Source organism: Blautia stercoris (assembly GCF_054657695.1).
This window is the reverse complement of record NZ_BAAHYF010000001.1, coordinates 898,055-923,571: the sequence shown is the minus strand read 5'-3', so window position 1 is coordinate 923,571 and position 25,517 is coordinate 898,055. Positions and strand designations below refer to the sequence as shown.

At 38.9% G+C, this 25,517-nt stretch carries 25 protein-coding genes; 24 read left to right on the top strand and 1 reads right to left on the bottom strand.

Translation table 11 applies throughout. The annotated features are described in order from the left end of the window. Positions 1-8 precede the first annotated feature (8 nt). The 19 genes from ACYQ2D_RS04465 (at position 9) to glgA (ending at position 17,675) form a co-directional block, all read left to right on the top strand. Complete coding sequence (locus ACYQ2D_RS04465; RefSeq protein ID WP_022304447.1) at positions 9-395, top strand: SpoIIIAC/SpoIIIAD family protein; 387 nt, start codon at positions 9-11, stop codon at positions 393-395. Next, positions 392-1,555, top strand: a complete 1,164-nt coding sequence (locus ACYQ2D_RS04460; protein ID WP_459784747.1) for a stage III sporulation protein AE — start codon at positions 392-394, stop codon at positions 1,553-1,555. The genes ACYQ2D_RS04465 and ACYQ2D_RS04460 overlap by 4 nt, the downstream gene beginning before the upstream one ends. A 37-nt stretch (positions 1,556-1,592) precedes the next feature. Further along, positions 1,593-1,898: a stage III sporulation protein AF gene (locus ACYQ2D_RS04455; RefSeq protein WP_187558136.1), complete on the top strand. Its 306-nt coding sequence runs from the start codon at positions 1,593-1,595 to the stop codon at positions 1,896-1,898. After that, positions 1,895-2,371, top strand: a complete 477-nt coding sequence (locus tag ACYQ2D_RS04450) for a stage III sporulation protein AG (protein WP_022304444.1) — start codon at positions 1,895-1,897, stop codon at positions 2,369-2,371. The genes ACYQ2D_RS04455 and ACYQ2D_RS04450 overlap by 4 nt, the downstream gene beginning before the upstream one ends. Before the next feature lie 13 nt (positions 2,372-2,384). Continuing rightward, positions 2,385-3,077: a SpoIIIAH-like family protein gene (locus ACYQ2D_RS04445; protein ID WP_187558135.1), complete on the top strand. Its 693-nt coding sequence runs from the start codon at positions 2,385-2,387 to the stop codon at positions 3,075-3,077. 107 nt (positions 3,078-3,184) lie between these two features. Then, entirely contained in the window at positions 3,185-4,777 is a 1,593-nt protein-coding gene (locus ACYQ2D_RS04440) for a peptide chain release factor 3 (RefSeq protein ID WP_022304441.1), read from the top strand. Between the two features lie 139 nt (positions 4,778-4,916). After that, the gene (locus ACYQ2D_RS04435) at positions 4,917-5,303 is read left to right on the top strand and encodes an Asp23/Gls24 family envelope stress response protein (protein WP_022304440.1); all 387 of its coding nucleotides are present in this window, start codon (positions 4,917-4,919) and stop codon (positions 5,301-5,303) included. Positions 5,304-5,387: 84 nt separating this feature from the next. Continuing rightward, positions 5,388-5,792 (top strand): transcription antitermination factor NusB, encoded by a 405-nt coding sequence (gene nusB, locus ACYQ2D_RS04430; RefSeq protein ID WP_022304439.1) that lies wholly within the window; start codon positions 5,388-5,390, stop codon positions 5,790-5,792. Positions 5,793-5,799: 7 nt separating this feature from the next. Continuing rightward, the gene (gene xseA / locus ACYQ2D_RS04425) at positions 5,800-7,053 is read left to right on the top strand and encodes an exodeoxyribonuclease VII large subunit (protein ID WP_117457511.1); all 1,254 of its coding nucleotides are present in this window, start codon (positions 5,800-5,802) and stop codon (positions 7,051-7,053) included. Further along, positions 7,013-7,237 (top strand): exodeoxyribonuclease VII small subunit, encoded by a 225-nt coding sequence (gene xseB, locus ACYQ2D_RS04420; protein ID WP_187558134.1) that lies wholly within the window; start codon positions 7,013-7,015, stop codon positions 7,235-7,237. Before xseA ends, xseB begins: the two co-directional genes overlap by 41 nt. Continuing rightward, on the top strand, positions 7,227-8,135 hold the full coding sequence (locus ACYQ2D_RS04415) for a polyprenyl synthetase family protein (protein WP_022304436.1): 909 nt from the start codon (positions 7,227-7,229) through the stop codon (positions 8,133-8,135). The genes xseB and ACYQ2D_RS04415 overlap by 11 nt, the downstream gene beginning before the upstream one ends. Positions 8,136-8,148: 13 nt before the next feature. Continuing rightward, positions 8,149-10,011: a 1-deoxy-D-xylulose-5-phosphate synthase gene (gene dxs / locus ACYQ2D_RS04410; RefSeq protein ID WP_117457513.1), complete on the top strand. Its 1,863-nt coding sequence runs from the start codon at positions 8,149-8,151 to the stop codon at positions 10,009-10,011. Then, on the top strand, positions 10,008-10,817 hold the full coding sequence (locus tag ACYQ2D_RS04405; protein WP_022304434.1) for a TlyA family RNA methyltransferase: 810 nt from the start codon (positions 10,008-10,010) through the stop codon (positions 10,815-10,817). Before dxs ends, ACYQ2D_RS04405 begins: the two co-directional genes overlap by 4 nt. Continuing rightward, complete coding sequence (locus ACYQ2D_RS04400) at positions 10,817-11,677, top strand: NAD(+)/NADH kinase (RefSeq protein WP_117457514.1); 861 nt, start codon at positions 10,817-10,819, stop codon at positions 11,675-11,677. The genes ACYQ2D_RS04405 and ACYQ2D_RS04400 overlap by 1 nt, the downstream gene beginning before the upstream one ends. Before the next feature lie 15 nt (positions 11,678-11,692). Next, entirely contained in the window at positions 11,693-12,163 is a 471-nt protein-coding gene (argR, locus tag ACYQ2D_RS04395) for an arginine repressor (RefSeq protein WP_022304432.1), read from the top strand. A gap of 5 nt (positions 12,164-12,168) precedes the next feature. Next, positions 12,169-13,854 (top strand): DNA repair protein RecN, encoded by a 1,686-nt coding sequence (gene recN / locus ACYQ2D_RS04390; protein WP_459784746.1) that lies wholly within the window; start codon positions 12,169-12,171, stop codon positions 13,852-13,854. Positions 13,855-13,989: 135 nt separating this feature from the next. Then, complete coding sequence (gene spoIVB / locus ACYQ2D_RS04385) at positions 13,990-15,189, top strand: SpoIVB peptidase (protein WP_459784745.1); 1,200 nt, start codon at positions 13,990-13,992, stop codon at positions 15,187-15,189. Positions 15,190-15,372: 183 nt separating this feature from the next. Continuing rightward, positions 15,373-16,164, top strand: coding sequence for a sporulation transcription factor Spo0A (spo0A, locus tag ACYQ2D_RS04380; protein ID WP_022304429.1), 792 nt, complete (start codon positions 15,373-15,375; stop codon positions 16,162-16,164). 68 nt (positions 16,165-16,232) lie between these two features. Then, positions 16,233-17,675 carry a glycogen synthase GlgA gene (glgA, locus tag ACYQ2D_RS04375; RefSeq protein ID WP_372554152.1) on the top strand — a complete coding sequence of 481 codons (1,443 nt, stop codon included), beginning with the start codon at positions 16,233-16,235 and terminating at the stop codon, positions 17,673-17,675. A gap of 78 nt (positions 17,676-17,753) precedes the next feature. Here glgA and ACYQ2D_RS04370 read toward each other — a convergent pair whose 3' ends face one another. After that, on the bottom strand, positions 17,754-19,718 hold the full coding sequence (locus ACYQ2D_RS04370; RefSeq protein ID WP_459784744.1) for a sodium-translocating pyrophosphatase: 1,965 nt from the start codon (positions 19,716-19,718) through the stop codon (positions 17,754-17,756). A gap of 410 nt (positions 19,719-20,128) precedes the next feature. On the opposite strand from ACYQ2D_RS04370, the gene recA reads away from it, so the two are divergent. From recA to xerD, 5 genes are all read left to right on the top strand, one after another. Then, positions 20,129-21,175 (top strand): recombinase RecA, encoded by a 1,047-nt coding sequence (recA, locus tag ACYQ2D_RS04365; protein WP_117457519.1) that lies wholly within the window; start codon positions 20,129-20,131, stop codon positions 21,173-21,175. Continuing rightward, positions 21,175-21,798 (top strand): regulatory protein RecX, encoded by a 624-nt coding sequence (locus ACYQ2D_RS04360; protein WP_459784743.1) that lies wholly within the window; start codon positions 21,175-21,177, stop codon positions 21,796-21,798. The genes recA and ACYQ2D_RS04360 overlap by 1 nt, the downstream gene beginning before the upstream one ends. Positions 21,799-21,930: 132 nt before the next feature. After that, entirely contained in the window at positions 21,931-23,490 is a 1,560-nt protein-coding gene (gene rny, locus ACYQ2D_RS04355) for a ribonuclease Y (RefSeq protein WP_022304425.1), read from the top strand. Between the two features lie 279 nt (positions 23,491-23,769). After that, a complete protein-coding gene (locus ACYQ2D_RS04350) occupies positions 23,770-24,330 on the top strand; it encodes a stage II sporulation protein M (protein WP_022304424.1) in 561 nt (186 codons plus the stop codon). Between the two features lie 253 nt (positions 24,331-24,583). Further along, positions 24,584-25,468, top strand: a complete 885-nt coding sequence (gene xerD / locus ACYQ2D_RS04345) for a site-specific tyrosine recombinase XerD (RefSeq protein ID WP_459784742.1) — start codon at positions 24,584-24,586, stop codon at positions 25,466-25,468. Positions 25,469-25,517 lie beyond the last annotated feature (49 nt).

The window sequence follows — 25,517 nt, the reverse complement described above, 5'->3', positions numbered from 1 at the left end:
GGGGCAGGATGGAAGTTGTTAAAATTGTGATGATTGGAATTACGGGAGTTCTTTTGGCACTCTTTTTAAAAGAAAGTAAGCCGGAGTATTCTGTTTATCTGAGCTTTGCCGTTGGAATCTGTATTTTAGGATATGCAGTGGAAAAATTATCCTATCTGTTTGAGAGTATCAAAAAAATACAGGAATTTCTTCCGGTAGATGAAAAGTATGTGCTTGTTCTGCTTAAAATGACAGGAGCAACCTATATTGGACAGTTTTCATCAAGTATCTGTAAAGATGCCGGATATGCAGCAATTGCAGGACAGATTGAGTTATTTGTGAAACTTTATCTTATGGTATTATCTTTACCGGTGTTATTGGCACTGGTTGAGACCATTCATAATTTTTTATTATGAAAAGAAGAAAAATTCGATTCATACTGGCAGTTTTTTTGATCTGTCTGGAATTTGGAGCAACTTTTGTAAAGGCAGGACAAAAACAGAGAGAACAACAGGAAGAAGAAACGAGACAGAAGCTGATGGAAGATATGGAACTTGGGCAAATGCAGGATGCAGTCAATCAGATTTTAAAAGAGGACAGCTTTTCCATAGAAGAAATCTTAAATCAGATTTTAAAAGGAGAGTCTTTGTTTCAAAAAGAGACAATGAGTAAGTGGTTTAAAAATATAGTAAAAGCACAGCTTCAAAGAGAACAAAAGGCAATGTTTCAAGTTGTACTTTTGGTACTTCTTGCAGCTGTGTTTTCTAATTTTACAGCAGTATTTGGAGATGGAAAAACCGGAGAAACCAGCTTTTATATTACTTACATGCTTTTGCTTGCATTATTGATAAAATCGTTTGGAAGTATGGGAGTGGAGTTAAAAGAACTTCTGGAAAATTTTATTTTATTTTTAAAAGCTTTAATGCCGTCTTATTTTCTTGCGGTTACGGCTTCCTCAGGAAGTGCGACGGCAATGATTTTTTATGAAGCAGTGCTGTTTTTAATTTATGTGATTCAGGTTGTCTTTTTAAAAGGCATTGTTCCGGCCATTTATGTTTTGGCACTTGTAGAACTGGTCAATTATCTTCATAGCGAAGATTTCTTATCCAAAATGGCAGAGCTGTTGCAGACTTTGATTGAATGGAGTTTAAAAAGCTGTATGGCGGTGGTGCTTGGCATGCAGTTGATTCAAAATATGATTGGACCGGCAATGGATTCTCTAAAGCGGGACATCATTGGAAAGACAGCAGCTTCGATTCCCGGAATCGGAAATGCCATTAATGGAGTGACAGAAGTTGCCCTTGGGACAGCCGTGATTATCCGAAATGGAATCGGTGTAGTGGGAATTATTATTTTAGTCTGTATTGGAATCCGGCCGGTGATTCGTCTGGCGCTGCTTGCATTTTTATATAAACTTTTGGCAGCGGTAGTACAGCCGGTATCGGACAAGCGGATGACAGGAGCACTTAGCACAATTGGTAATGGCTATGTTTTATTTTTAAAGGTACTGCTTTGTATGGAACTTTTGATTTTTATCACGATTGCAATTCTAAGTATTTCATTTATCGGAAAATAGGATAAAAATCAGGCAAGTCAATATGGGAGGGGAGTCGATGCCAGAGAGAGTTTGTCTATGGATGCAGAGTGTTGCCTGTTATTTTATCTTTCAGTCTGCACTTCTGCATTTTCTGCCAGAGGGAAGTTATAAAAAATACATTCAGTTTTACATGGGACTTTTATTTATCTGGGTTTTGATTGTAACAGGAGGGAAGCTTTTAGGAGCAGAGGAAACCATGTTTGAGATGCCGGATATGGAGCTTCAAGAAGAGACAGAGAGTCAAAAGGAATGGGAGCAGAAGGCTTATGATGCAGAAAACCGCTATTGGCAGGAACGGGAAGAAGAGGTGGACAAGCCATGAGAGGATTTCCGGACAAATTAAAAAAAGAATATCTGGCGGTTGCTCTGTTAGTTGGAATTTTGTGTCTGATACTTGCAATTCCGGTGAAAAAAGAGACGATAAATGAGACAAATACAGCGATAGAAGAGAAAAGTGAAGATTTAAAAGAAGGGGCATGGCAGGAGCAGATTCAGGCAAGGCTTCAAAACATGCTCAATGAATCGGAGGGGGCAGGAGAGACGAAAGTATTTTTAACTTTTGAAAACAGTTGGGAAAATGTAGTAGAAAAGGATGAAAACCAGACGGTGTTTCAAAAAGATGCAACAGGAAATCAGACTCCTTATGTAAAAATGCAGAAGTATCCGAAAATCAGCGGAGTTTTGATTCTTGCAAAGGGAGCAGATAATCCGGTAGTGGTACAGAATATTCAGGAGGCAGTGCAGGCATTATTTCAGGTGGAAGCCCATAGAATAAAAGTAATGAAAATGAATTAAAGGAGAAGCGTGGGTGAAAAAGATTTTTAAGAAAAATCAGGTGATTATTACTGCTTTGGCAATTATGATTGCGGTTGCCGGCTACATTAATTACTCAGACACACATCTGGGAATGGATAAGGTACTACAGAAAACAGGTGCTGTTTCGGATACTTCAGATACGGAGGCGCAGGAAACCGCAGGAACAGATGGAATTGTGGAAGAGATTGACAGTCTGGATTATGATTTGACAGATGAAAGTGCCCTGTTAGAAGAAAATCAGGCAGCAGGGGACAATCAGGCAGGAGAAGCGAGTGCATCTGCCGAGACACCTGGAGAAGCAGTATTAACAGGCGCATCCACTTTTGCTGCACAGGCAAAACTGAATCGGGAGCAGGTACGTTCTGCCAATAAAGAAACACTGATGGGAATTATCAACAACGAAAATATAGGAGAGGATAAAAAACAGGAGGCAATTGCTTCAATGGTAGAAATGACAGACCTTGCAGAACAGGAAGAAGCCGCAGAACTTTTACTGGAAGCAAAGGGATTTGCAAATGTAGTGGTGAATCTGACCAATGAATCGGCTGACATTATTGTACCGCAGGAGTATATGGCAGATGACAAGCGGGCTCAGATTGAAGATATTGTAAAACGGAAAACATCGGTTCCGATAGAGAATATTGTGATTACTCCGCTTGAAGCGGAAAGCTCGGATGGCGAATAAATCTTTTTAAAATCCTTGACACTGTTTGTACGGTATACTAAAATATGCTAAGTGTTTACTTATGAAAATTTTAATTTGAGATAAAAAAAGAGAAGGAGGTCATTTCAGTGGCTGACTATACAAAAGAAATTACAAAAAGAAGAACTTTTGCAATTATTTCCCATCCGGATGCAGGTAAGACAACTCTGACTGAGAAATTTCTTCTTTACGGAGGAGCAATCAACCTTGCAGGAAGTGTAAAAGGAAAGGCAACAGCTCGTCATGCGGTTTCAGACTGGATGGAAATTGAAAAAGAAAGAGGTATTTCCGTTACATCTTCCGTACTTCAGTTTAATTATGACGGTTATTGCATTAACATATTGGATACTCCTGGACATCAGGATTTCTCGGAGGACACATATCGTACTTTAATGGCAGCAGATTCTGCAGTTATGGTCATTGATGCTTCAAAAGGAGTGGAGGCTCAGACCAGAAAACTGTTTAAAGTTTGTGCGATGCGCCATATTCCAATTTTTACGTTTATTAACAAAATGGACAGAGATGCAAATGATACCTTTGATTTACTGGATGATATCGAAAAAGAGCTTGGAATTCCAACCTGTCCGATTAACTGGCCAATTGGTTCCGGTAAAAAATTCCGTGGTGTTTATGATAGAAATACAGAAAAAGTGCTGACATTCTCAGATACCATGAAGGGAACAAAAGAGGGAATCGAAGAAGAAATCGGAATTGATGAAGCACACTTGGATGATGTAGTGGATGCAGAACAGAAAGAGCAGTTATTAGAAGAAATTGAACTGCTCGATGGCGCAAGTGCGGAATTTGACCAGGACTTAGTCAACGAAGGAAAGCTTTCACCGGTATTTTTCGGTTCTGCGCTTACAAACTTTGGTGTGGAGACATTTTTGAAACATTTCTTAAAAATGACTTCTTCCCCGCTTCCAAGAAAGGCAGATATCGGAGAGATTGACCCGATGAAAGAAGATTTCTCTGCCTTTGTATTTAAAATTCAGGCAAATATGAATAAGAACCACCGTGACCGAGTTGCATTTATGAGAATCTGTTCCGGTAAATTTGAGGCATCCAAAGAGGTGTATCACGTACAGGGCGAGAAAAAAATGCGTCTCTCCCAGCCACAGCAGATGATGGCGCAGGACCGTCATGTGGTGGAAGAAGCGTATGCCGGAGATATTATCGGTGTATTTGACCCAGGTATCTTTTCAATCGGTGATACGGTATGTGCACCGGGAAAAAAATTCCAGTATGAAGGAATCCCAACGTTCGCACCGGAACACTTTGCAAGAGTACGTCTGCTTGACAGCATGAAGAGAAAGCAGTTTGTAAAAGGGATCAACCAGATCGCACAGGAAGGTGCGATTCAGATTTTCCAGGAAATCATGGGCGGAATGGAAGAAATTATTGTCGGAGTTGTCGGTGTGCTTCAGTTTGATGTCTTAAAATACCGTCTGGAAAATGAATACAATGTGGATATCCGTCTTGAGACACTGCCTTATGAACACATTCGCTGGATTGAAAATAAAGATGAAGTAGACGTTAAGAAACTGACCGGAACTTCTGACATGAAGAAGGTTATGGATATGAAAGGCAATCCTCTGTTATTGTTTGTAAACAGCTGGAGTGTTGGCATGACCTTAGATAGAAATGAAGGATTAAGACTGGCTGAGTTCAGCAGAAACTAAGAAGGACTCCGTTTTCTGTTTAAAAGACAGGAGGCGGAGATTCTTTTTTATATTTTCTATAGAAGTTTTGACACCACAATTATATTTTGATATAATGTCAGGTAGGAGATTATCCTTTTAAAAAATAGGAGGTTTGGTTATGGCGGAAGATAGAAATATCTATAAGATACATGATAATGGCTCATTGGGCGAGGTTCAGATTGCCGATGAAGTGGTTGCTATTATTGCGGGACTGGCAGCAACAGAAGTAGAAGGTGTCGGTTCTATGGCAGGAAATATCACAAATGAACTGGTTGGAAAACTGGGAATGAAAAACCTTTCAAAAGGGGTAAAGGTAGATATTTTAGAAAACATTGTCTGCGTGGATTTGGCTTTAAATATCGAGTATGGATACAATATTTTAGAGACAAGTAAAACCGTACAGGAAAAAGTAAAAGCAGCAATCGAAAATATGACAGGTCTTGTAGTCTCTGATGTAAACGTGCGTATTGCAAGTGTAGAGATGGAAAAAGAAAAGACAAAATAGTTCTTTGAAAAATGAAACACAGATAGAGTAAAAATGAAAAGGTGTCTCGCAAAAGGACACCTTTTTTTATAAATGGAGGATAAGATGAAAAGAAGAGAAATGAGAGAACATATATTTAAGTTATTGTTTATGGGAGAATTCAATACAGTAGAAGAAATGCCGGAACAGAGCAGTCTGTATTTTGAAACATTAGAAGAACTTTCTCCACAGGAAGAAGAATATATGCGTGGAAAATATGAAAAAGTATTAGAACACGTAGAAGAAATTGATGAGTTATTAAACAAGGTATCTTCCGGATGGAAAGTAAACCGTATGAGCAAAGTAGACTTAAATATCTTAAGACTTGCTGTTTATGAAATGAAATACGATGAAGATGTACCGTTTAAAGTTGCAATCAATGAGGCAGTTGAATTAAGTAAAAAATTCGGAGGAGACGAATCTTCTTCTTTCGTAAATGGTATTTTAGGAAAGATTGCCAAGGAGCAGTAAAAGGAATATGAATCGGACCTATTCGGTTGGACAGATTAACCGTTATATTCAAAATATGTTTACGCAGGATTTTCTGTTGAATAAAATCTCTGTAAAGGGAGAAGTTTCAAATTGCAAATATCATACTTCGGGGCACATTTATTTTTCGCTGAAAGATGCTGCGGGAACGATATCCTGTGTCATGTTTGCCGGTGCGAGAAAGGGTCTTGCTTTTTCCATGAAAAATGGAGACAACGTGGTAGTCAAAGGCAAAGTGGAAGTATATGAGCGGGATGGAACGTATCAGCTTTATGCCAGAGAAATTAAGTTAGAAGGTGCCGGAGCATTATATGAAAAATATCTGGCGTTAAAAGAAGAATTAGAAGACATGGGAATGTTTGCACCGGAATATAAACAGCCGATTCCAAAATACATTCAGAAACTTGGAATCGTAACTGCTGCAACCGGTGCAGCGGTGCGTGATATTCAAAATGTTGCGGGAAGGCGAAATCCGTATGTTCAGCTGATTCTTTATCCGGCACAGGTACAGGGAATCGGAGCAAAAGAAAGTATTGTAAAAGGAATTGAAATGCTCGATGCTTATGGCGTAGATACGATTATTGTCGGTCGTGGTGGTGGAAGCATTGAAGAATTATGGGCGTTTAATGAAGAAGAGGTTGCAAGGGCAATTTTTGAATGTCGAACACCGATTATTTCTGCGGTTGGGCATGAAACAGATACGACGATTGCAGATTATGCGGCCGATTTGCGTGCACCGACTCCGTCTGCGGCGGCTGAGCTTGCTGTATTTGAGATACAGGATTTATTGGGAAGATTGGAAGAGTATCATGCAAAATTAAACCGTGAACTGCAACAGCAGATTGCTCAAAAGCGACAAGGCTTAAAACTGTATGAAAATAAATTAAGTTACTTGAATCCAAAAAGTCAGATAGAAGAGAAAAAACAGCATTATGAAAGTATTCAGATACGGCTGGAATCTGCAATGAAAACCAGGATTTTAACTTCCAGACAGGAATTGAGGCTTTATATTGAGCGGATGAAAGGTCTGTCTCCGTTGGATAAATTAAATCAGGGATTTTCTTATGTAGAAAATGAAGCGCATAAGGCGGTGACGAGTATTTCACAGGTAAAATCAGGTGAGACGCTTCTGATTCAGGTAAGTGATGGAACAATAGAAGCCAGGAGTATCGGAATAAAACAAGTAGAAAGAGGTGTGTTTGATGACACCGGATTTGAAACAAAAAGAAACACAGACGATTGAAGAAGCTTTTGAAGAACTGGATGGAATTGTGGAGCAGTTGGAACGTGCAGATGTTTCGCTTGAGGAGTCATTTTTGATTTATCAGACTGGCATGAAACTGCTTAAAGAATGTAGTGAGAAGATAGATACCGTTGAAAAAAGAATGTTAATGATGAATGAAGATGGTGGGCTGAGTGAATTTTAAAGAAGAATTAGAACAAAGAACCAGAGAAGCGGAAGAAATTATCAAAAGCTATCTGCCAAAAGAAGAGGGCTTTGCCAAAAATATGGCAGAGGCAATGAATTACAGCATGCTTTCCGGTGGAAAAAGACTTCGACCGGTATTTATGAGAGAAGTTTACAGTATGTTTGGCGGAACAGGGAAAGTGATAGAGCCTTTTATGGCGGCAATGGAGATGATTCATACCCATTCGCTGATTCATGATGACCTTCCGGCACTTGACAATGATGAGTACCGAAGAGGAAGAAAAACCACCCATGCTGTTTATGGAGAGCCAGCGGCAATTCTTGCAGGAGATGCACTTTTAAATTATGCTTATGAGACGGCATTTCGTGCATTTGACTTATTAGATGAGTCAGATATGGAAGAATGGAAGCGTGTGGCAAAAGCCTTATCAATTCTTGGAAAGAAAACCGGAATTGACGGCATGCTTGGCGGACAAAGCGTAGATGTAGAAAATGACAAAAAAGAGCAGGAACTGGACAGGGAAATGCTGGATTATATTTATGAAAATAAAACATCTGCATTAATTGAATGTGCAATGACAATCGGAGCAACTCTTGCAGGAGCGAGAGAAGAAGAGATACAGAAGATAGAAACTCTTGCAGGAAAAATAGGAATTGCCTTTCAGATTCAAGATGATATTTTGGATGTCACAGGTACAATGGAGGAACTGGGAAAAGCAGTAGGAAGCGATGAAAAGAACCATAAAACAACTTATGTGACTCTGGAAGGAATCAAAAAGGCGGGAGAAGATGTGAAAGAGCTGACCAAGGAGGCATTGAATCTGCTTATGGAACTTCCGGGTGAACAGGAATTTTTAAGAGAACTGCTTCTTTCACTTTGTACCCGCAGAAAATAGAGGTGCAAAAGAGATGCTGTTAGAAACAATTGAAAAAGAAAACGATATAAAGAAAATACCGTTAGAACAGATGCCTGTGCTGGCACAGGAAATCAGAGATTTTTTATTAGAGTCCTTAAGTAAGACCGGAGGGCATCTGGCTTCTAACCTTGGGGCGGTTGAACTTACCATGGCACTGCATTATGTGTTTTCACTTCCAAAAGACAAAATTATCTGGGATGTCGGTCATCAGTCTTATACACATAAGATTCTGACCGGAAGAAAGGATGGATTTAAAAATCTGCGTCAATATGGAGGGTTGAGTGGATTTCCCAAAAGGGAGGAAAGCCCTTGTGATGCTTACGATACCGGACACAGTTCAACTTCCATCTCAGCAGGAGTCGGCTATGTCTGTGCAAGCAAAGTAAGTGGAGAAGAGTATCATGTGGTATCGGTAATCGGAGATGGTGCGCTGACCGGCGGAATGGCCTACGAAGCTTTAAATAATGCAGCGAGCTTAAATAAAAATTTTGTTATCGTATTAAATGATAATAAGATGTCGATATCGGAAAATGTGGGCGGAATTTCAAGCTATTTAAGTAATCTAAGAACAGCAGAATCTTATACGGATTTAAAGAGCGAAGTCAAAAAGACATTAAATAAAGTACCGGGAATCGGACCGGTCATGGTACAAAGAATTCATAAGACAAAAGACAGTATTAAACAGCTTATGATTCCAGGAATGTTTTTTGAGGATATGGGAATTAAATATTTGGGACCGGTAAATGGACATGACTGTGGAAGAATGATTCAGATTTTTCAGGAAGCAAAAAAAGTAAACGGACCGGTGCTGGTGCATGTTCAGACCGAAAAAGGACGAGGATATGAACCGGCAAGAAAACACCCGGCAAGATTTCATGGAACATCTGCATTTAATCTGGAGCATGGGATTCCATTAAAAACCGGGGGAAAGGCAAATTATACAGATATCTTTTCGACAGTTATGCTAAAGTTGGCAGACAGAATACCAAATCTTGTTGCTTTGACAGCGGCAATGCCGGACGGTACCGGTTTAAAACGGTTTCGAAACCGCTTTCCACAGCGCTTTTTTGATGTGGGAATTGCGGAGGAACATGCGGTAACCTGTGCAGCAGGAATGGCACTTGGAGGCATGATACCGGTTGTGGCAATTTATTCTTCATTTCTTCAAAGGGCAGTGGATCAGATAATCGAAGATGTTTGTCTGCAGAACCTGCATGTGATTTTTGCAATAGACCGTGCAGGGCTTGTAGGAAGTGATGGAGAAACCCATCAGGGATGTTTTGATTTATCGTATCTGTCGATGATACCGAATATGACGGTGTTAGCACCAAAGAACAAATGGGAGCTTTCAGATATGTTGAAATTTGCAGTGCGTTATCAAGGTCCAATTGCAATTCGCTATCCAAGAGGAGAGGCTTATGATGGTTTAGAAGAATATCGTGAGCCTATGGTTTATGGAAAGAGTGAGTTGATTTTTGAGGGCGAAGAAACGGCATTGTTGTCAGTAGGCAGTATGGTAGAGACGGCAGTAGAAGTAAGGGAGAAATTAAAAGCAGACAAAATCAATGCAACTTTAGTCAATGCAAGATTTATAAAACCACTGGATACCAAAATCCTTGACCGGCTTGCATTGAAGCATAAAAAAATTGTGACAATGGAAGAGAATGTGAAAAATGGTGGATTTGGAATGGCGGTTTCCGAGTATATGCAGGAATATCATCCAGAGGTAAAAGTGCAGATTATCGCTCTTCCGGATGCATTTATTACACATGGAAATCCAAAATTGTTAAAAGCAAAAGCCGGAATCGATGCAGATTCTATTTATGGGGCAATCAAGGAGGCAGAGAAGAGATGAAAGAACGTCTGGATGTACTGTTAGTAAAAAGAGGACTGGCAGTATCAAGAGAAAAGGCGAAAGCAGTCATTATGTCAGGCTGTGTTTATGTAGAGAATCAGAAAGAGGATAAGGCAGGTTCGATGTTTGCAGATACAGCAAACATTGAAGTGCGTGGCAATACTTTAAAGTATGTAAGTCGTGGTGGATTAAAACTGGAAAAAGCGATGAATAACTTCGGAGTAACCCTTCAGGATAAAATCTGCATGGATGTAGGTTCTTCTACCGGTGGTTTTACAGATTGTATGCTTCAAAATGGAGCAGTAAAAGTTTATGCAATTGATGTAGGACATGGTCAGTTAGACTGGAAATTAAGAAATGACGAGCGGGTTGTCTGTATGGAAAGAACCAATATCCGATATGTGACACCGGATGATTTGCAGGAGCCGGCGGATTTTTCTTCGATTGATGTTTCTTTTATTTCTTTAACAAAAGTACTGCTTCCGGTTTATCATCTGTTAAAATCAGGTGGAGAAGTGGTATGCCTGATTAAACCGCAGTTTGAAGCAGGGAGAGAAAAAGTTGGGAAAAAAGGCGTAGTCAGAGATGCGAAAGTACATCAAGAAGTCATTGAGAAAGTAATGGAGTATGCAAAAAGTATTGGATTTGCACCTCAGCACCTTGAATTTTCACCGATAAAAGGACCGGAAGGAAATATTGAGTATCTGCTTCACATTGTAAAGACAGATACCGAAAATCCGGTAAAAGAGCAGGAGCTTTCAATTCAGAATGTCGTTGCTCTGGCTCATGCGGAGTTGGATAAATAATGGATAAATTTTTTATTATTGCAAACAGACAAAAAGATAAAGAATTAAAGACGGCAAGAAAAGTCGAAGCGTATTTAAATTCCAAAGGAAAATCTTGCATTTTAAGAGAAGAAACATCGGAACAAAAAGCCAGAAGCAATCATTATACGGATGTGGAAAAAATCCCAAAGGATGTGGAGTGTATTATTGTGATTGGCGGAGATGGAACACTTTTGCAGGCTGCAAGAGATGTGGTAAATCGTCAGATTCCGCTTTTGGGAATTAATATGGGTACGCTTGGATATCTTGCTGAAATTGACCGTTCTTCTATTGATGGAGCATTAAATCATCTGATGTTAGATGAATATACAATAGAGAAACGAATGATGTTAAACGGAAAAGTTTATCATAAAGAAGAACTGATTGCAGAAGATGTTGCATTAAATGATATCGTGATTGGTAGAGATGGTCCTTTGCACGTAACGAGATTTCATAACTATGTAAATGGTGAATTCTTAAACAGCTATACCGCAGATGGAATCATTATAGCAACTGCAACTGGCTCGACCGGATACAGCCTGTCAGCAGGAGGACCGATTGTATCTCCTGAAACAAACATCCTGATTATGACACCGGTAGCACCGCATACCTTAAATACCAGAAGTGTGATTTTTCCGGCAGAAGATGAGATTACGGTAGAAATCGGAGAGGGAAGTCAGGGCTGTGAGGCAAAGGCAGTAGTAAGCTTTGATGGAGATACCAATGTTCCGATGCGTACGGCAGACAGAGTTGCGATACGACGTTCCGTGAAAGACACCCAGATTATAAAGATAAGTAATATTAGTTTTCTTGAAGTATTAAGACGGAAAATGAAAAACTAAGGAGACGGACAGATTATGAAAATTGCCAGACATTCAAAAATCATTGACCTGATTAACCAATATGATATTGAAACCCAGGAAGAACTGGCAGCTAAACTGCAGGAAGCCGGATTTGCAGTGACTCAGGCGACAGTTTCAAGAGATATCAGAGAGTTGAAATTGATGAAAATCGCAAAACCGGATGGGGGTTCTAAATACACAGTTTTAGAGCAGCGGACGAATCAGGACAGCGAAAAATATAAAAGGGTTTTGCGGGATGCACTGTTATCCATGGAAATAGCGCAGAATATTCTGGTTATAAAAACAGTTGCCGGAATGGCAAATGCTGCCGGAGCAGCGCTTGATAACATGAAGATGAATGAGATTGTGGGCTGTATTGCCGGGGACGATACGATAGCCTGCATTAACCGTACAGTAGACGATACGATTATCTTAATGGAAAAAATTAAAAAAATTATTAACACAGGCGAAGAGAGTACAAGGTAAAAAATATGTTGTTGCATTTGCATGTAAAAAATCTGGCACTGATTGATGAAGCAGAAGTAGATTTTACAGAGGGGCTTAATATTCTGACTGGAGAGACCGGTGCCGGAAAGTCAATTTTAATTGGTTCGATTAATCTGGCACTTGGTCAGAAAGCTTCAAAAAGCATGATAAGGGAGCATGCGGAGTATGCGTTTGTGGAACTGGTATTTGAAGCAGGAGAGCGGACTGCCGAAAAATTGAAACAGATGGATATTTTCCCGGATGACGGACAGGTTATTATCAGCAGGAAACTGACGGGAAACAGAAGTATCTGTAAAATAAATGGAGAAACCTGTACGGTTTCTATGGTAAAACAGGCAGCGTTTTATTTGCTTGATATTCATGGACAGCATGAACACCAGTCTTTATTATATCCGGAAAAGCAGATGGAAATTCTGGATGCTTATGGAAAAGAAGAGATTCAAAAGAAACGAGAGCAGGTTCAGAAAGATTATGAAATTTATAAGGCATTAAGAAAAGAACTTGAACAGTATGAGATAGACGAAGAACAAAAAAAACGGCAGATGGATTTTCTGGCATTTGAAATTTCAGAAATTGAAGATGCAAAATTAAAAGTGGGCGAAGATGAAGAGTTAGAGGCACAGTATCGCAAAATGATAAATGCAAAGCGGATTACGGAAAGCCTTTCAGAAGTGTATGAACTGACAGGGTATGAAAGAGAAGGAAGTTCAGAACAGATTGGCAGAGCCGTCCGGCAGTTATCGCAGTTATCGGAACTGGATGATGACTTAAAAGGAATTTATGAAACCCTGAACGATATAGATGCTCTTTTAAGTGACTTTAACAGAGAGCTTTCTTCTTATCTTTCTGGTTTCCAATTTTCACAGGAAGAGTTTTTGGAGACAGAAGAACGTTTAAATCTTCTGAATCATCTAAAATCAAAATATGGAGCAAGTATTGAGGCAGTACTGGAATATAAACAGGAAAAAGAAGAAGAATACGAAGCACTGGAACATTTTGAACAGAATCAGGCGGAATTAAAAAGAAAAATAGAAGAGCAGGAAACGGTGTTACAAAAACAGTGTGAATGTTTAACAAAAAGTCGAAAAAAATGGGCAAAAAGTCTGGAAAAAGAGATTATCGAAGGACTGCAGGAACTAAATTTCCTGGATGTTGCATTTGAGATTGTGTTTGAGGAAAAAGCAGAGTTTTCTTCAAATGGAAAAGACAGCATCTGCTTTTTTATTTCGACCAATCCTGGAGAACCGAAAAGAGAACTTCAAAAAGTAGTTTCCGGTGGAGAGCTTTCCCGAATTATGCTTGCGATTAAAACGATTCTGGCGGATAAAGACGAAAAAGAAACACTTATTTTTGATGAGATTGACACAGGAATCAGTGGAAAGACGGCATGGAAAGTTTCAGAGAAAATGGCAGTGATTGCAAAGTCTCATCAGGTACTTTGTATTACGCATCTCCCTCAGATTGCAGCGCAGGCAGATTCTCATTTTTTAATTGAAAAAAGTGTAAAAGAGCTGGAAACTCAGACAAAAATCTGGCGTCTTGATGAAGAAAAATCGGTGGAAGAACTGGCAAGAATGCTTGGTGGAGAAAGTATTACTGAGACGGTACTTTCAAATGCGCGTGAGATGAAAGAAATGGCACAACAACAAAAAAATACAAGAGTGAAATAATAGAATTTTCACATACTAAAAAGGGTACACAATTAACGTGTATCCTTTTTTGTATGTGAAAACTGCAAAATAAAAGTTTGCATTTAGAATGAAAAAAGAATTTATTTGAAAAAAATAACAAAAGGATGTGATTTTTTGAAAAAAAAGTGTAATTTTCGTCGTCTTTTATTCGTATTATTATTAGCAGATATTATCTGCGCAGGATTTTTTGGATGGAAAATCACCGAACAGGCAATTCCGGATACGGTGTATCTGTCCAAGAAAGAAGAAAAAGGAATTTCTGAATTACGAAATCTGCCATTTGTGACTTATGAAGATACAATTCAAACTTCGAAGGGGAATGCATACTGGATTTCCTGTAAACTGTTTGATACGATTCCGGTAAAAAAAATAAAAGTTCAGACAGTAGAGGAAGATAAAGTTTCGGTTTGCGGGCAGCCGGTAGGACTTTACATGGAGACGAAGGGAGTATTAATAATTGATACAGGAGAAATTGTACAAGCGGATGGAATGACCTGTACACCAGCAAAAAATATTGCAAAATCAGGGGATTACATTCTTAAAGTAAATGGGGAGACAATTCAGACGAAAAAGGAGCTGATTGATAAAATACAAAATTCAGAGGGAAAAGAAGTAACACTTTTAGTAGAACGGGATGAGGAAGAAATTCCAATCTGTATTCAACCGGTAAAAGCGCAGGATTTAAAGTATAAGCTTGGAATCTGGGTCAGGGATAATACGCAGGGAATCGGAACGTTGACATTCTTAACCAAAGAGGGGACTTATGGTGCACTGGGGCATGGAATCAGTGATACAGATACAGGAGCTCTGCTTAAGATTTCACAGGGAGAACTTTATGAGGCTCAGGTTGTCTCTGTAGTAAAGGGAGGCAGAGGAACACCAGGTGAGTTATCGGGTTATATTGATTATAGTGAGGGAAAAAAACTTGGAACAATTGAAAAAAATCAAGAAAATGGTGTATATGGAATGATTGGAATACAGGAACAAGGAAAACTGCCCCTTTGTCAGATGAGTATTGGTTATAAGCAGGAAGTTTGTACCGGAGAGGTTGAAATTTTAACAAACGTAGAGGGAGAGGTAAAAGCATACCGTGCACAGATTACAGAAATTTTTCCGGAACACGCAGATTCAAATAAAGCGTTTTCTATTGAGGTGACAGATGAAACATTGCTTGGCATCACAGGTGGAATCGTGCAGGGAATGAGTGGAAGTCCCGTGATACAGAACGGAAAACTGATAGGGGCTGTGACACATGTATTTGTTCAGGATTCAACAAAAGGGTATGGGATTTTTGTTGAAAAAATGCTGGAATAAATAAAGAGTCGTAATTTGTCAAAATGTCGAAAAATAATAGAAAGAAACACTTATTGTAGAAACAATTTTCTTGATTAACTGACAGACAGAGAATATAATACAAGTAATCCTTAGAAAATGGCAATTCAACAGGGCGCCCGTCGTTTACTGAGGAAAGCAGCAATAAGTGATGGAGGATTAGAAATGGAAAAATTAAATGTCGCAATTGCAGATGATAATGAAAAAATGATAGACTTACTGGAGACGCTCATCAAAGAAGATAATGAACTGGAATTAGTCGGACACGCAAATAATGGTGCTGATATTTATGATATTATTAAAGAAAAAGAACCGGATGTTGTACTTTTAGATATCATTATGCCAAAAGTAGACGGGCTGACCGTGATGGAGCGGGTTGGAAAAGATTGCACAATTAAGAAACATCCGGCATTTATTGTAGTATCCGCAGTCGGACAGGAACAGATTACGGAAGATGCTTTTAATCTTGGCGCAAATTATTATGTGTTAAAACCATTCGATAATGATATGCTGATTTCAAGAATCAAACATATTCGTCAGTTGAGAGACGGAAGAAAAGATTTAAGAAGAATTAATGCTTATGAAGATAAGAACACTTATTTTGAACGCAATCTTGAGACCGATGTAACAAATATCATTCATGAAATCGGAGTTCCGGCACACATCAAAGGATATCAGTATTTAAGAGATGCCATTATTCTTTCTGTCAATGATATGGAAATGCTGAACTCTATCACGAAAATTTTATATCCGACGATTGCAAAGAAACATCAGACTACTCCAAGTCGTGTAGAAAGAGCGATTCGTCATGCAATTGAAGTTGCATGGAGCAGAGGAAAAATGGACACCATCGATGAATTATTTGGATATACAGTCAGTACAGGAAAGGGTAAGCCGACAAATTCGGAGTTTATTGCTTTAATTGCAGATAAAATCCGGTTAGAATATAAAAAATAACTTTCAATGCCAGACAAAAAGGAGTATAATCATCTTAAATAGACATCGAAGCAAGGAGGAATTTTTTGGTGAAAAAGATTTTATTTGTGGCATCAGAAGCAGTGCCTTTTATAAAAACAGGAGGACTGGCAGATGTTGTAGGGGCATTGCCAAAGTGTTTTGACAAGAACGAATATGATGTGCGGGTGATTATTCCGAAATACATGTGTATGAAAGAAGAATATAAGAATCAGCTTCAGTATGTAACACATTTTTATATGGATATTGGTTACCGCAGAGAGTATGTTGGAATCATGCAGATGGTATATGAGGGAATCCAGTATTACTTTATCGATAATGAATATTATTTCTCAGGCTATCAGCCTTATGGAGATATTCGATTTGATATTGAGAAATTTTCTTATTTTTCAAAAGCAGCCTTATCCATTCTTCCGGTTATTGACTTCAGACCGGACTTGATTCACTGTCATGATTGGCAGACCGGATTAGTGCCTGTATTCTTAAAAGACCGTTTTCAGGATGGTCCGTTCTATCAGGGAATCAAAACTGTTATGACCATACATAACTTAAAATTCCAGGGAACCTGGGATATTAAGACAATCCGTGATTTAACCGGACTTCCGGCATATTACTTTACTCCGGATAAACTGGAATCTTATAAAGATGGAAACCTTTTAAAAGGTGGTCTGGTTTATGCTGATGCAATCACAACCGTAAGTAATACTTATGCCGAAGAGATTAAGACAGAATTTTATGGTGAAAAACTGGATGGGCTGATGAGAGCGCGTGCAAATGACCTGCGTGGAATCGTAAACGGAATTGATTATGATGAATGGAATCCAGAGACAGATCAGTTGATCGCAAAGAATTACAATGCGAAAACATTTCGTAAGGAAAAAGTAAAAAATAAAATAGAGCTGCAAAGAGAACTTGGTTTAAATCAAGACCCGAAAGCCATGATGATTGGTATTGTATCTCGTCTGACTGACCAGAAAGGTTTTGACCTGATTGCTTATGTGATGGATGAATTATGTCAGGATAATATTCAGTTAGTGGTACTTGGTACAGGGGAAGAACAGTATGAAAATATGTTCCGTCACTTTGCATGGAAGTATCAGGGAAAAGTATCTGCAAACATTTTCTATGATAATGCAATGTCCCATAAAATTTATGCTTCCTGCGATGCATTCTTAATGCCGTCTCTGTTTGAGCCATGTGGTTTAAGTCAGTTAATGAGCCTTAGATATGGAACGATTCCGATTGTAAGAGAAACGGGTGGATTAAAAGATACCGTAGAACCATACAATGAATATGAAAGTACCGGAACCGGATTCAGCTTCACAAACTATAATGCACATGAAATGCTGGCGACCGTTCGTTATGCAGAAGCTGTTTACTATGACAGAAAACGCGAATGGAACAAGCTGATCGACCGTGCAATGGCAAAAGATTTCTCCTGGGGAAATTCTGCAAAACAGTATGAAGAAATGTATAATTGGTTAATCGGTTAATAAATAAATCAATTAATAGAAAAAAGGATATCCCTTGTCATTTTGGGATATCCTTTTTTAATATAAATTTACATCAGATTATAAGAATAATGGAGTAAATACAACAGCAACAATTGTCATAAGTTTAATCAGGATGTTGATAGATGGTCCTGAAGTATCCTTAAACGGGTCACCGACAGTATCACCGACAACAGCTGCTTTATGAGCCGGACTTCCTTTTCCGCCATGGTGTCCATCTTCGATGTATTTTTTGGCATTATCCCATGCACCACCGGAGTTTGCCATGAAGATTGCCATTAAAACACCGGTTACAAGAGCACCGGCAAGCAGTCCGCCAAGTGCAGAAGAACCAAGAATGACTCCACATAAAAGAGGAGCAGCGACTGCCATCAGACCTGGAAGCATCATTTCTTTTAAGGCAGCCTGAGTAGAAATTTCCACACAGGAAGAATAATCCGGTTTGCCTTTTCCTTCCATGATACCAGGAATGGTTTTAAACTGACGGCGAACTTCTTCAATCATTTTATTTGCTGCTTTGGAAACAGAATCCATAGTCATAGCAGAGAATAAAAATGGAAGCATACCTCCAAGGAAGAGTCCGATGATAACCTGTGGATTTAAGATATCAATGGATTCCAGTCCGACAGCCTCTGAATAAGAAACGAATAAGGCAAGGGCAGTCAGGGCAGCAGAGCCGATAGCGAATCCTTTTCCCATAGCTGCGGTTGTATTTCCGACAGAGTCAAGTTTGTCTGTAATATTACGAACGGAATCTTCTAATCCGGACATTTCTGCGATACCACCGGCATTATCAGCGATTGGACCATAAGCGTCAATTGCGATTGTGATTCCGGCTGTGGAAAGCATACCGACTGCGGAAAGAGCAATTCCGTACAGTCCACAGAAATGATAGGAACATAAAATACCAATTGCGATAAAAAACAGTGGAAGCATAGTGGAACGCATACCAACAGAAAGACCACTGATGATTGTGGTAGCAGAACCGGTTTCTGACTGGGCTGCAATTCTCTGAACCGGTTTATAATCGCCGGAAGTATAATATTCTGTCATAATACCGATTAACAGTCCGACAATCAGACCACTGATGATAGCGAGTGCTGCTTTCATATCACCAAAGAATACCTTACTTAGTACAAGTGAAAGAACTAATACAACGGCACTGGAACCATAAGTTCCGGCTTTTAATGCTTTTCCTGGGTCTGCATTTTTGCTGGCTTTTACAAAGAAAGTACCGGCGATCGATGCAAGGATTCCAAATGCAGCAAGTGCAAGAGGGAATACGGCACCCGGTTCTTTGAAGTAGATGACACCAAGAGTAATTGCAGATACAAGAGAGCCGACATAAGATTCAAAAAGGTCAGCCCCCATACCGGCAACGTCACCGACGTTATCACCAACATTATCAGCGATAACAGCAGGGTTACGAGGGTCATCTTCCGGAATACCGGCTTCTACTTTACCAACAAGGTCAGCTCCAACATCGGCAGCTTTGGTGTAAATTCCTCCACCTACACGGGCAAATAAAGCGATGGAAGAAGCACCAAGCCCAAATCCGGAAATGACGCCGGTATCTTTTGTAATTAAGTAGACAATGCTGACACCAATCAGACCAAGTCCGGTCACGCACATTCCCATAACAGAACCACCGGAAAATGCGATGGATAATGCTTTAGGCATACCGGATTCTTTTGCAGCTCCGGCAGTGCGGACATTTGCTTTTGTGGCAACCTGCATGCCGAAATAACCGGCAGCAGAAGAGAACAGTGCACCTAAAAGAAAGGCGCAGGCAGTACTCCAGCTTTTTAAAGCAAAGCCTAAAATAAAGAATAAAAGTGCAACGAAGATAATGAGAATACGGTACTCTGCCATTAAAAAGGCCTGTGCGCCTTCATGAATGTAAGAAGCGATTTCCTGCATTCTCTGATTTCCTGCATCCTGCTTTTTGATGTTGTTTGAGAGTGTAAAAGCAAAAAGCAGGGCAAGGACACCAACGATTGGTGCGAGATAGATCATGGTTTCCATAAGTCTCCTTTCTTACTTGTGTGATGTAATTTTCTGTAAATAATAAAAAAATCACACAAGATATAAAAAAATAATATTTATAGGTACATTATACGGTTAATTCGTCTAAAAGACATCAAATTAATTTATCTAAAACGTAAAAAATGACAAAAAAATAATTAAAAAATCAACTTTTCTTGACTTTTTGTAAAAAATCGAGGATAATAAAAAGCAATAAATCAAAGATAAATCTTAAGATTCTTAAATTTTTTATCCTTAGCGTTCGCTGAAAATAATCTCCAAATAATCTATAAAGCTGTAAGCAGAAAAAGAAAACTCATTGACAATTAAGAGAAAGTATACTATTATATCAACTATAGATACGAACATAAGTTCGCTGCATATAAAAAATAAAATAAAGGAGTAAAAAGATGGTCAAAGAAGATAAATTAAAAGCACTTGATGTAGCGCTTGGACAGATTGAAAAACAGTTTGGAAAAGGTTCTGTTATGAAATTAGGTGATTCCAGCGTAAATATGAATGTAGAAGCTGTTCCGACTGGCTCTTTAAGCCTTGATATTGCATTAGGTCTTGGAGGAGTCCCAAAAGGGAGAATTATTGAGATTTACGGACCAGAATCAAGTGGTAAGACAACAGTAGCCCTCCACATGGTTGCAGAAGTACAGAAAAGAGGAGGAATTGCAGGCTTTATCGATGCAGAACATGCGTTAGACCCTGTTTATGCAAAAAACATTGGTGTTGATATTGATAATCTTTATATTTCCCAGCCGGACAACGGAGAACAGGCGATGGAAATTACAGAAACCATGGTGCGTTCCGGTGCAGTGGACATTGTAATTGTAGACTCTGTTGCAGCACTTGTTCCGAAGGCGGAAATTGAAGGTGATATGGGAGATTCCCACGTTGGACTTCAGGCAAGGCTGATGTCTCAGGCACTTAGAAAACTGACAGCGGTTATCAGTAAATCAAACTGTGTGGTAATTTTTATTAACCAGCTTCGTGAAAAAATTGGAGTGATGTTTGGAAATCCGGAAACAACAACAGGTGGACGTGCCTTAAAGTTCTATTCTTCCGTGCGTATGGATGTCAGAAGGATTGAAGCATTAAAACAGGCAGGAGAGATTATCGGTAACAGAACCAGAATTAAAGTTGTAAAAAATAAAGTTGCACCGCCGTTTAAAGAGGCAGAGTTTGATATTATGTTTGGAAAAGGAATTTCAAAAGAGGGTGACGTGCTTGATTTGGCTGCCGGACTTGGAATTATTGTAAAAAGTGGTGCATGGTATGCCTATAAGGATGCAAAGATTGGTCAGGGACGTGAAAATGCAAAACAGTACTTGAGAGACAATCCGGAGATTCTTGAAGAAGTGGAAACACAGGTTCGTGAGCATTACGGACTTCCGACTGAGAAGAAGCAAACAGAGTCTGCAAAATCCGAGAGTAAAAAAGGTGAATAATGGAGATAACGAAAGTACAGGCTTTGACAAAACAGAAGTATAGAATATTTTTAGATGGGCAATCTGCTTTTGCGGTTTATAAAGGCGAACTTTCCCGTTATCATTTAGAGGAGGGAGCAGTGCTTCCTCCTGAAGTTTATGAAGAATTAGTCAACAGGGTACTCAAAAAACGTGCAACTTTGCGCGCTATGCATATTTTGGAGCGTACGGATAAAACAGAAGCACAGCTTAGAAGAAAACTGGAAGAAAGTGAGTATCCAAAAGAAGCAGTGGAATCTGCGATTGCTTATGTAACATCTTATGGATATTTAGATGACAGACGATATGCCGAACATTATATTGAGTGGAAAAAGCAGGGAAAAGGAAAAGCGAGACTGAAAATGGAACTTGTCCAGAAGGGAATTTCCAGAGAAATTATTGAAGAGGTATTAGAATCGACAGATTTTGGAGAAACGAGAGAAATGATTCGTCAGATTATCTTAAAGAAGCGAAAGACAGATATTCCCATGAATGAAAAAGAGAAGCAGAGACTTTATGGATTTTTAATGAGAAAGGGATTTTCTTCGTCGGATATTCTGGCTGTTATGCGTGAGGAAGAATGGCGGAATAATACAGAATTTTAATAAAAAAGTTCGACAAATTATACAGAGAGAGGTAATTTTTAAAACGCTTTTTAGTTGACTTTTTATTGAAAACAGTATAAAATTATACTGTTGTATTTGTACAATGAAAATTAAATATAAGGAGGTGCTCCTGTGGGAATCATTGTGATAACTGCGATTATTGCTGTTATAGTTACCTTAGCTGTTTCAGTGCCGGTTACTGCAAATCTTTCTGTAAAGAAAAAGACAGAAAAAGATGCGGAAACAATTGGAACTGCTGAAGTAAAAGCAAGAGGCATTATAGATGAAGCATTGAAAACTGCGGAAACGAAAAAGCGTGAAGCTCTTTTAGAGGCGAAAGAAGAAAACCTTCGCACCAAGAATGAATTGGAAAAAGAGACAAAAGAGAGACGTGCAGAACTTCAGAAATATGAGAAGCGTGTTGTCTCCAGAGAAGAAGCTTTGGATAAAAAAGCAGATGCCATCGAAAAGCGAGAAGCAGATTATTCAGCAAAAGAAGCAGAGTTAAAGAAAAAAGAAAAGAAAATCGACGAATTACATGACCAGAGAGTACAGGAACTGGAGAGAATTTCCGGTCTTACCTCCGAACAAGCAAAAGATTATCTTTTAAAAACTGTTGAAGACGAAGTAAAAACTGACACTGCCAAGCTTTATAAGGAATTAGAGAGTAAGGCAAAAGAAGAAGCTGGTAAAAAAGCAAAAGAATATGTGGTAACTGCAATTCAGAAATGTGCAGCAGACCATGTAGCGGAAGCTACAATTTCAGTCGTGCAGCTTCCAAGTGATGAAATGAAAGGACGTATCATTGGTAGAGAGGGACGTAACATCAGAACACTTGAAACCTTAACAGGGGTAGATTTGATTATCGATGATACCCCGGAAGCGGTAGTCCTGTCCGGATTTGACCCAATCAGACGTGAGGTGGCACGTATTGCATTGGAAAGACTGATTGTGGATGGAAGAATTCATCCAGCCAGAATTGAAGAGATGGTGGAAAAGGCACAAAAAGAAGTTGAAACCATGATGAGAGAGGAAGGAGAATCTGCTGCACTTGAAGTTGGAGTGCATGGTATTCATCCGGAATTAATCCGTTTGTTAGGACGTATGAAATTCCGTTCCAGCTACGGACAGAATGCTTTAAAACATTCAATTGAAGTAGCACAGATTGCTGGATTATTAGCCGGAGAAGTCGGAACCGATATCCGGATGGCAAAACGTGCTGGTTTATTACATGACATCGGAAAATCCATCGACCATGAAGTGGAAGGTTCCCATATTCAGATCGGTGCTGACTTATGTAGAAAATATAAAGAGTCCCAGATTGTAATTAATGCGGTTGAGTCCCACCACGGTGACGTAGAGCCGAATTCTCTGGTGGCTTGTCTTGTACAGGCGGCAGATGCGATTTCAGCTGCAAGACCAGGTGCAAGAAGAGAAACTGTAGAAACATATACCAACAGGTTAAAACAATTAGAAGACATAACAAACTCCTTCAAGGGAGTAGAAAAATCTTTTGCTATTCAGGCAGGTAGAGAAATCCGTGTAATGGTACTTCCGGAACATGTAAGTGATACGGATATGGTATTGTTAGCACGAGATATTTCCAAACAAATTGAAGCTGAACTGGAATATCCAGGACAGATTAAAGTTAGTGTAATTCGTGAAAGCCGCGTAGTCGATTACGCAAAATAAGAAACTGATGCAGAGTCAAAGAAAAAATTCTTTGGCTCTGTTTTTTAACCAAATCAAGTAAGTCCCCTGCTTCAATTGCGAAAAGCAATAAGCAGGGGACTTGCTTGTATCAGGAGGGGGCAAGCCCCTTCTGATAAGCTGCGTAGCAGCTATTTGGTTATGAGCAAGTAGCGAAGCGGATTGCGAATATCCACTTGACTTTGCAGGAAATTGCTTTTCTGTAAAAAATTTTTTGTGTTAAGTATAATAAATAAGGCATACCTTGTATAGGGGGAAAAAATGAAAAAAAGGCTTTCCATTTTTTTGATTCTATATTTTGTAGGCTTTACAATTGGAATTCTTTGTACGAGTCTGTTGAAAAAGGTGACACAGGAGAATACAGCTTTACTTGGTATCTATCTGAAAAATCAAAATACAGAATCTGTTTTAAATGTTCAGGTATTTGGTCACTTATTAAAACTGAGGGGGAAATGGTTTCTGTTTTATTTTATAGGCGGAATGACGCCTGCAGGAATTGTAATGGTATTGGCAGGCTGTCTGTGGCTCGGACTTTTAGCAGGCTGTCTGGTTACTTTATTTTTGATGGAGTATGGGGTCATTGGAATTTTTTTCTGTATAGGATGTGGGATTCCTCAGATTTTCTTTTATCTTCCCTCTGTTTTAGCTCTGTTTTTTTTATGCAGTGAGATGAGTCTTAAATTCTGGAGGAAAAGTTACCGGAGAAAAGAGGACTATAAGGGGTACGTTTTTTTTATGACCAGTGCGGCACTTATATTTTTGCTTGGGATTTTTTTGGAAAGTTATGTGAGTCCCAATTTATTAAGAGTATTATTTCATTAAAAAATTCATAAAAAGTTAACAATTTAAAATTTACCATATATGGTGGATGAAAAATAGTGGCTGCCGATATCTTGTATAAATAAAAAAACATAATGGAAAACAGGAAAAGGAACCTTAAAAAGGGGTTTGATTTTTAATCCAAAAGTGATATATAATCCATTTATAGCAAATATATTCTTGAAGTTTTTGTGATTTTGACGTTGCAGAAAGACTTTGAGAGTGTCTATAAAGATTAGAGATAAAGGATTGTATCATGAAGTGTGAGATAGAAGAGTTTATTGGGTATTTACATAACACAAGAGGCACTTCTTTCAATACAGAAATTTCTTACGAGCGGGACTTGCGCAAATTGGAGCAGTTTTTGAAGGACAAAGGGATACGCAGAATAAGGCAAGTGACAGAGGTAGAATTAAACAGTTATGTTACTTATTTGGAACGGGAGGAGTTTGCGGCTTCTTCTATTTCCAGAAGTATTGCTTCAATTCGTGCATTTTTTCAATATTTTTTTAATCAGGGACTTATTCCCAAAAATCCGGCAGATACTTTAAAAGCTCCAAAAGTAGAAAAAAAGATACCGGAGATTCTTTCTGTAGAAGAAGTGGATTTGCTGCTTGCCCAGCCAGATGAAAAAACAATAAAAGGAATACGGGACAAGGCAATGCTTGAACTGCTGTATGCAACGGGGATACGTGTCAGTGAACTGATTCATTTATCCGTCAGGGATGTGAACCTGAAATTAAATTATATCAGCTGTAGTTCAATGGAAAAGAGCCGTGCGGTTCCATTTGGAAATACAGCAAAAAAGGCAGTGGAGACTTATGTGGAACAGGCAAGAGATGTACTTTTAAAAGAAAATGACAGTCCCAATTTGTTTATCAACTGCAATGGAACGGCAATGAGCCGTCAGGGATTTTGGAAAATTTTAAAGTATTATGCAAAACTTGCAGGAATTGAAAAAGAAATTACACCGCATACTCTGCGTCATTCTTTTGCGGTGCATTTATTGCAGAATGGTGCAGATTTAAGAAGTGTGCAGGAAATGCTGGGGCATTCAGATATTTCTACCACTCAGATTTATTTAAGTTTGAATACAAATCGAATCAGGAATGTCTATAAAAAAGCGCATCCAAGAAGCTAAAAAAGTGATGTACCAAAAAAGACCGTAGTCTTCTTTTCAGTGGAAGACT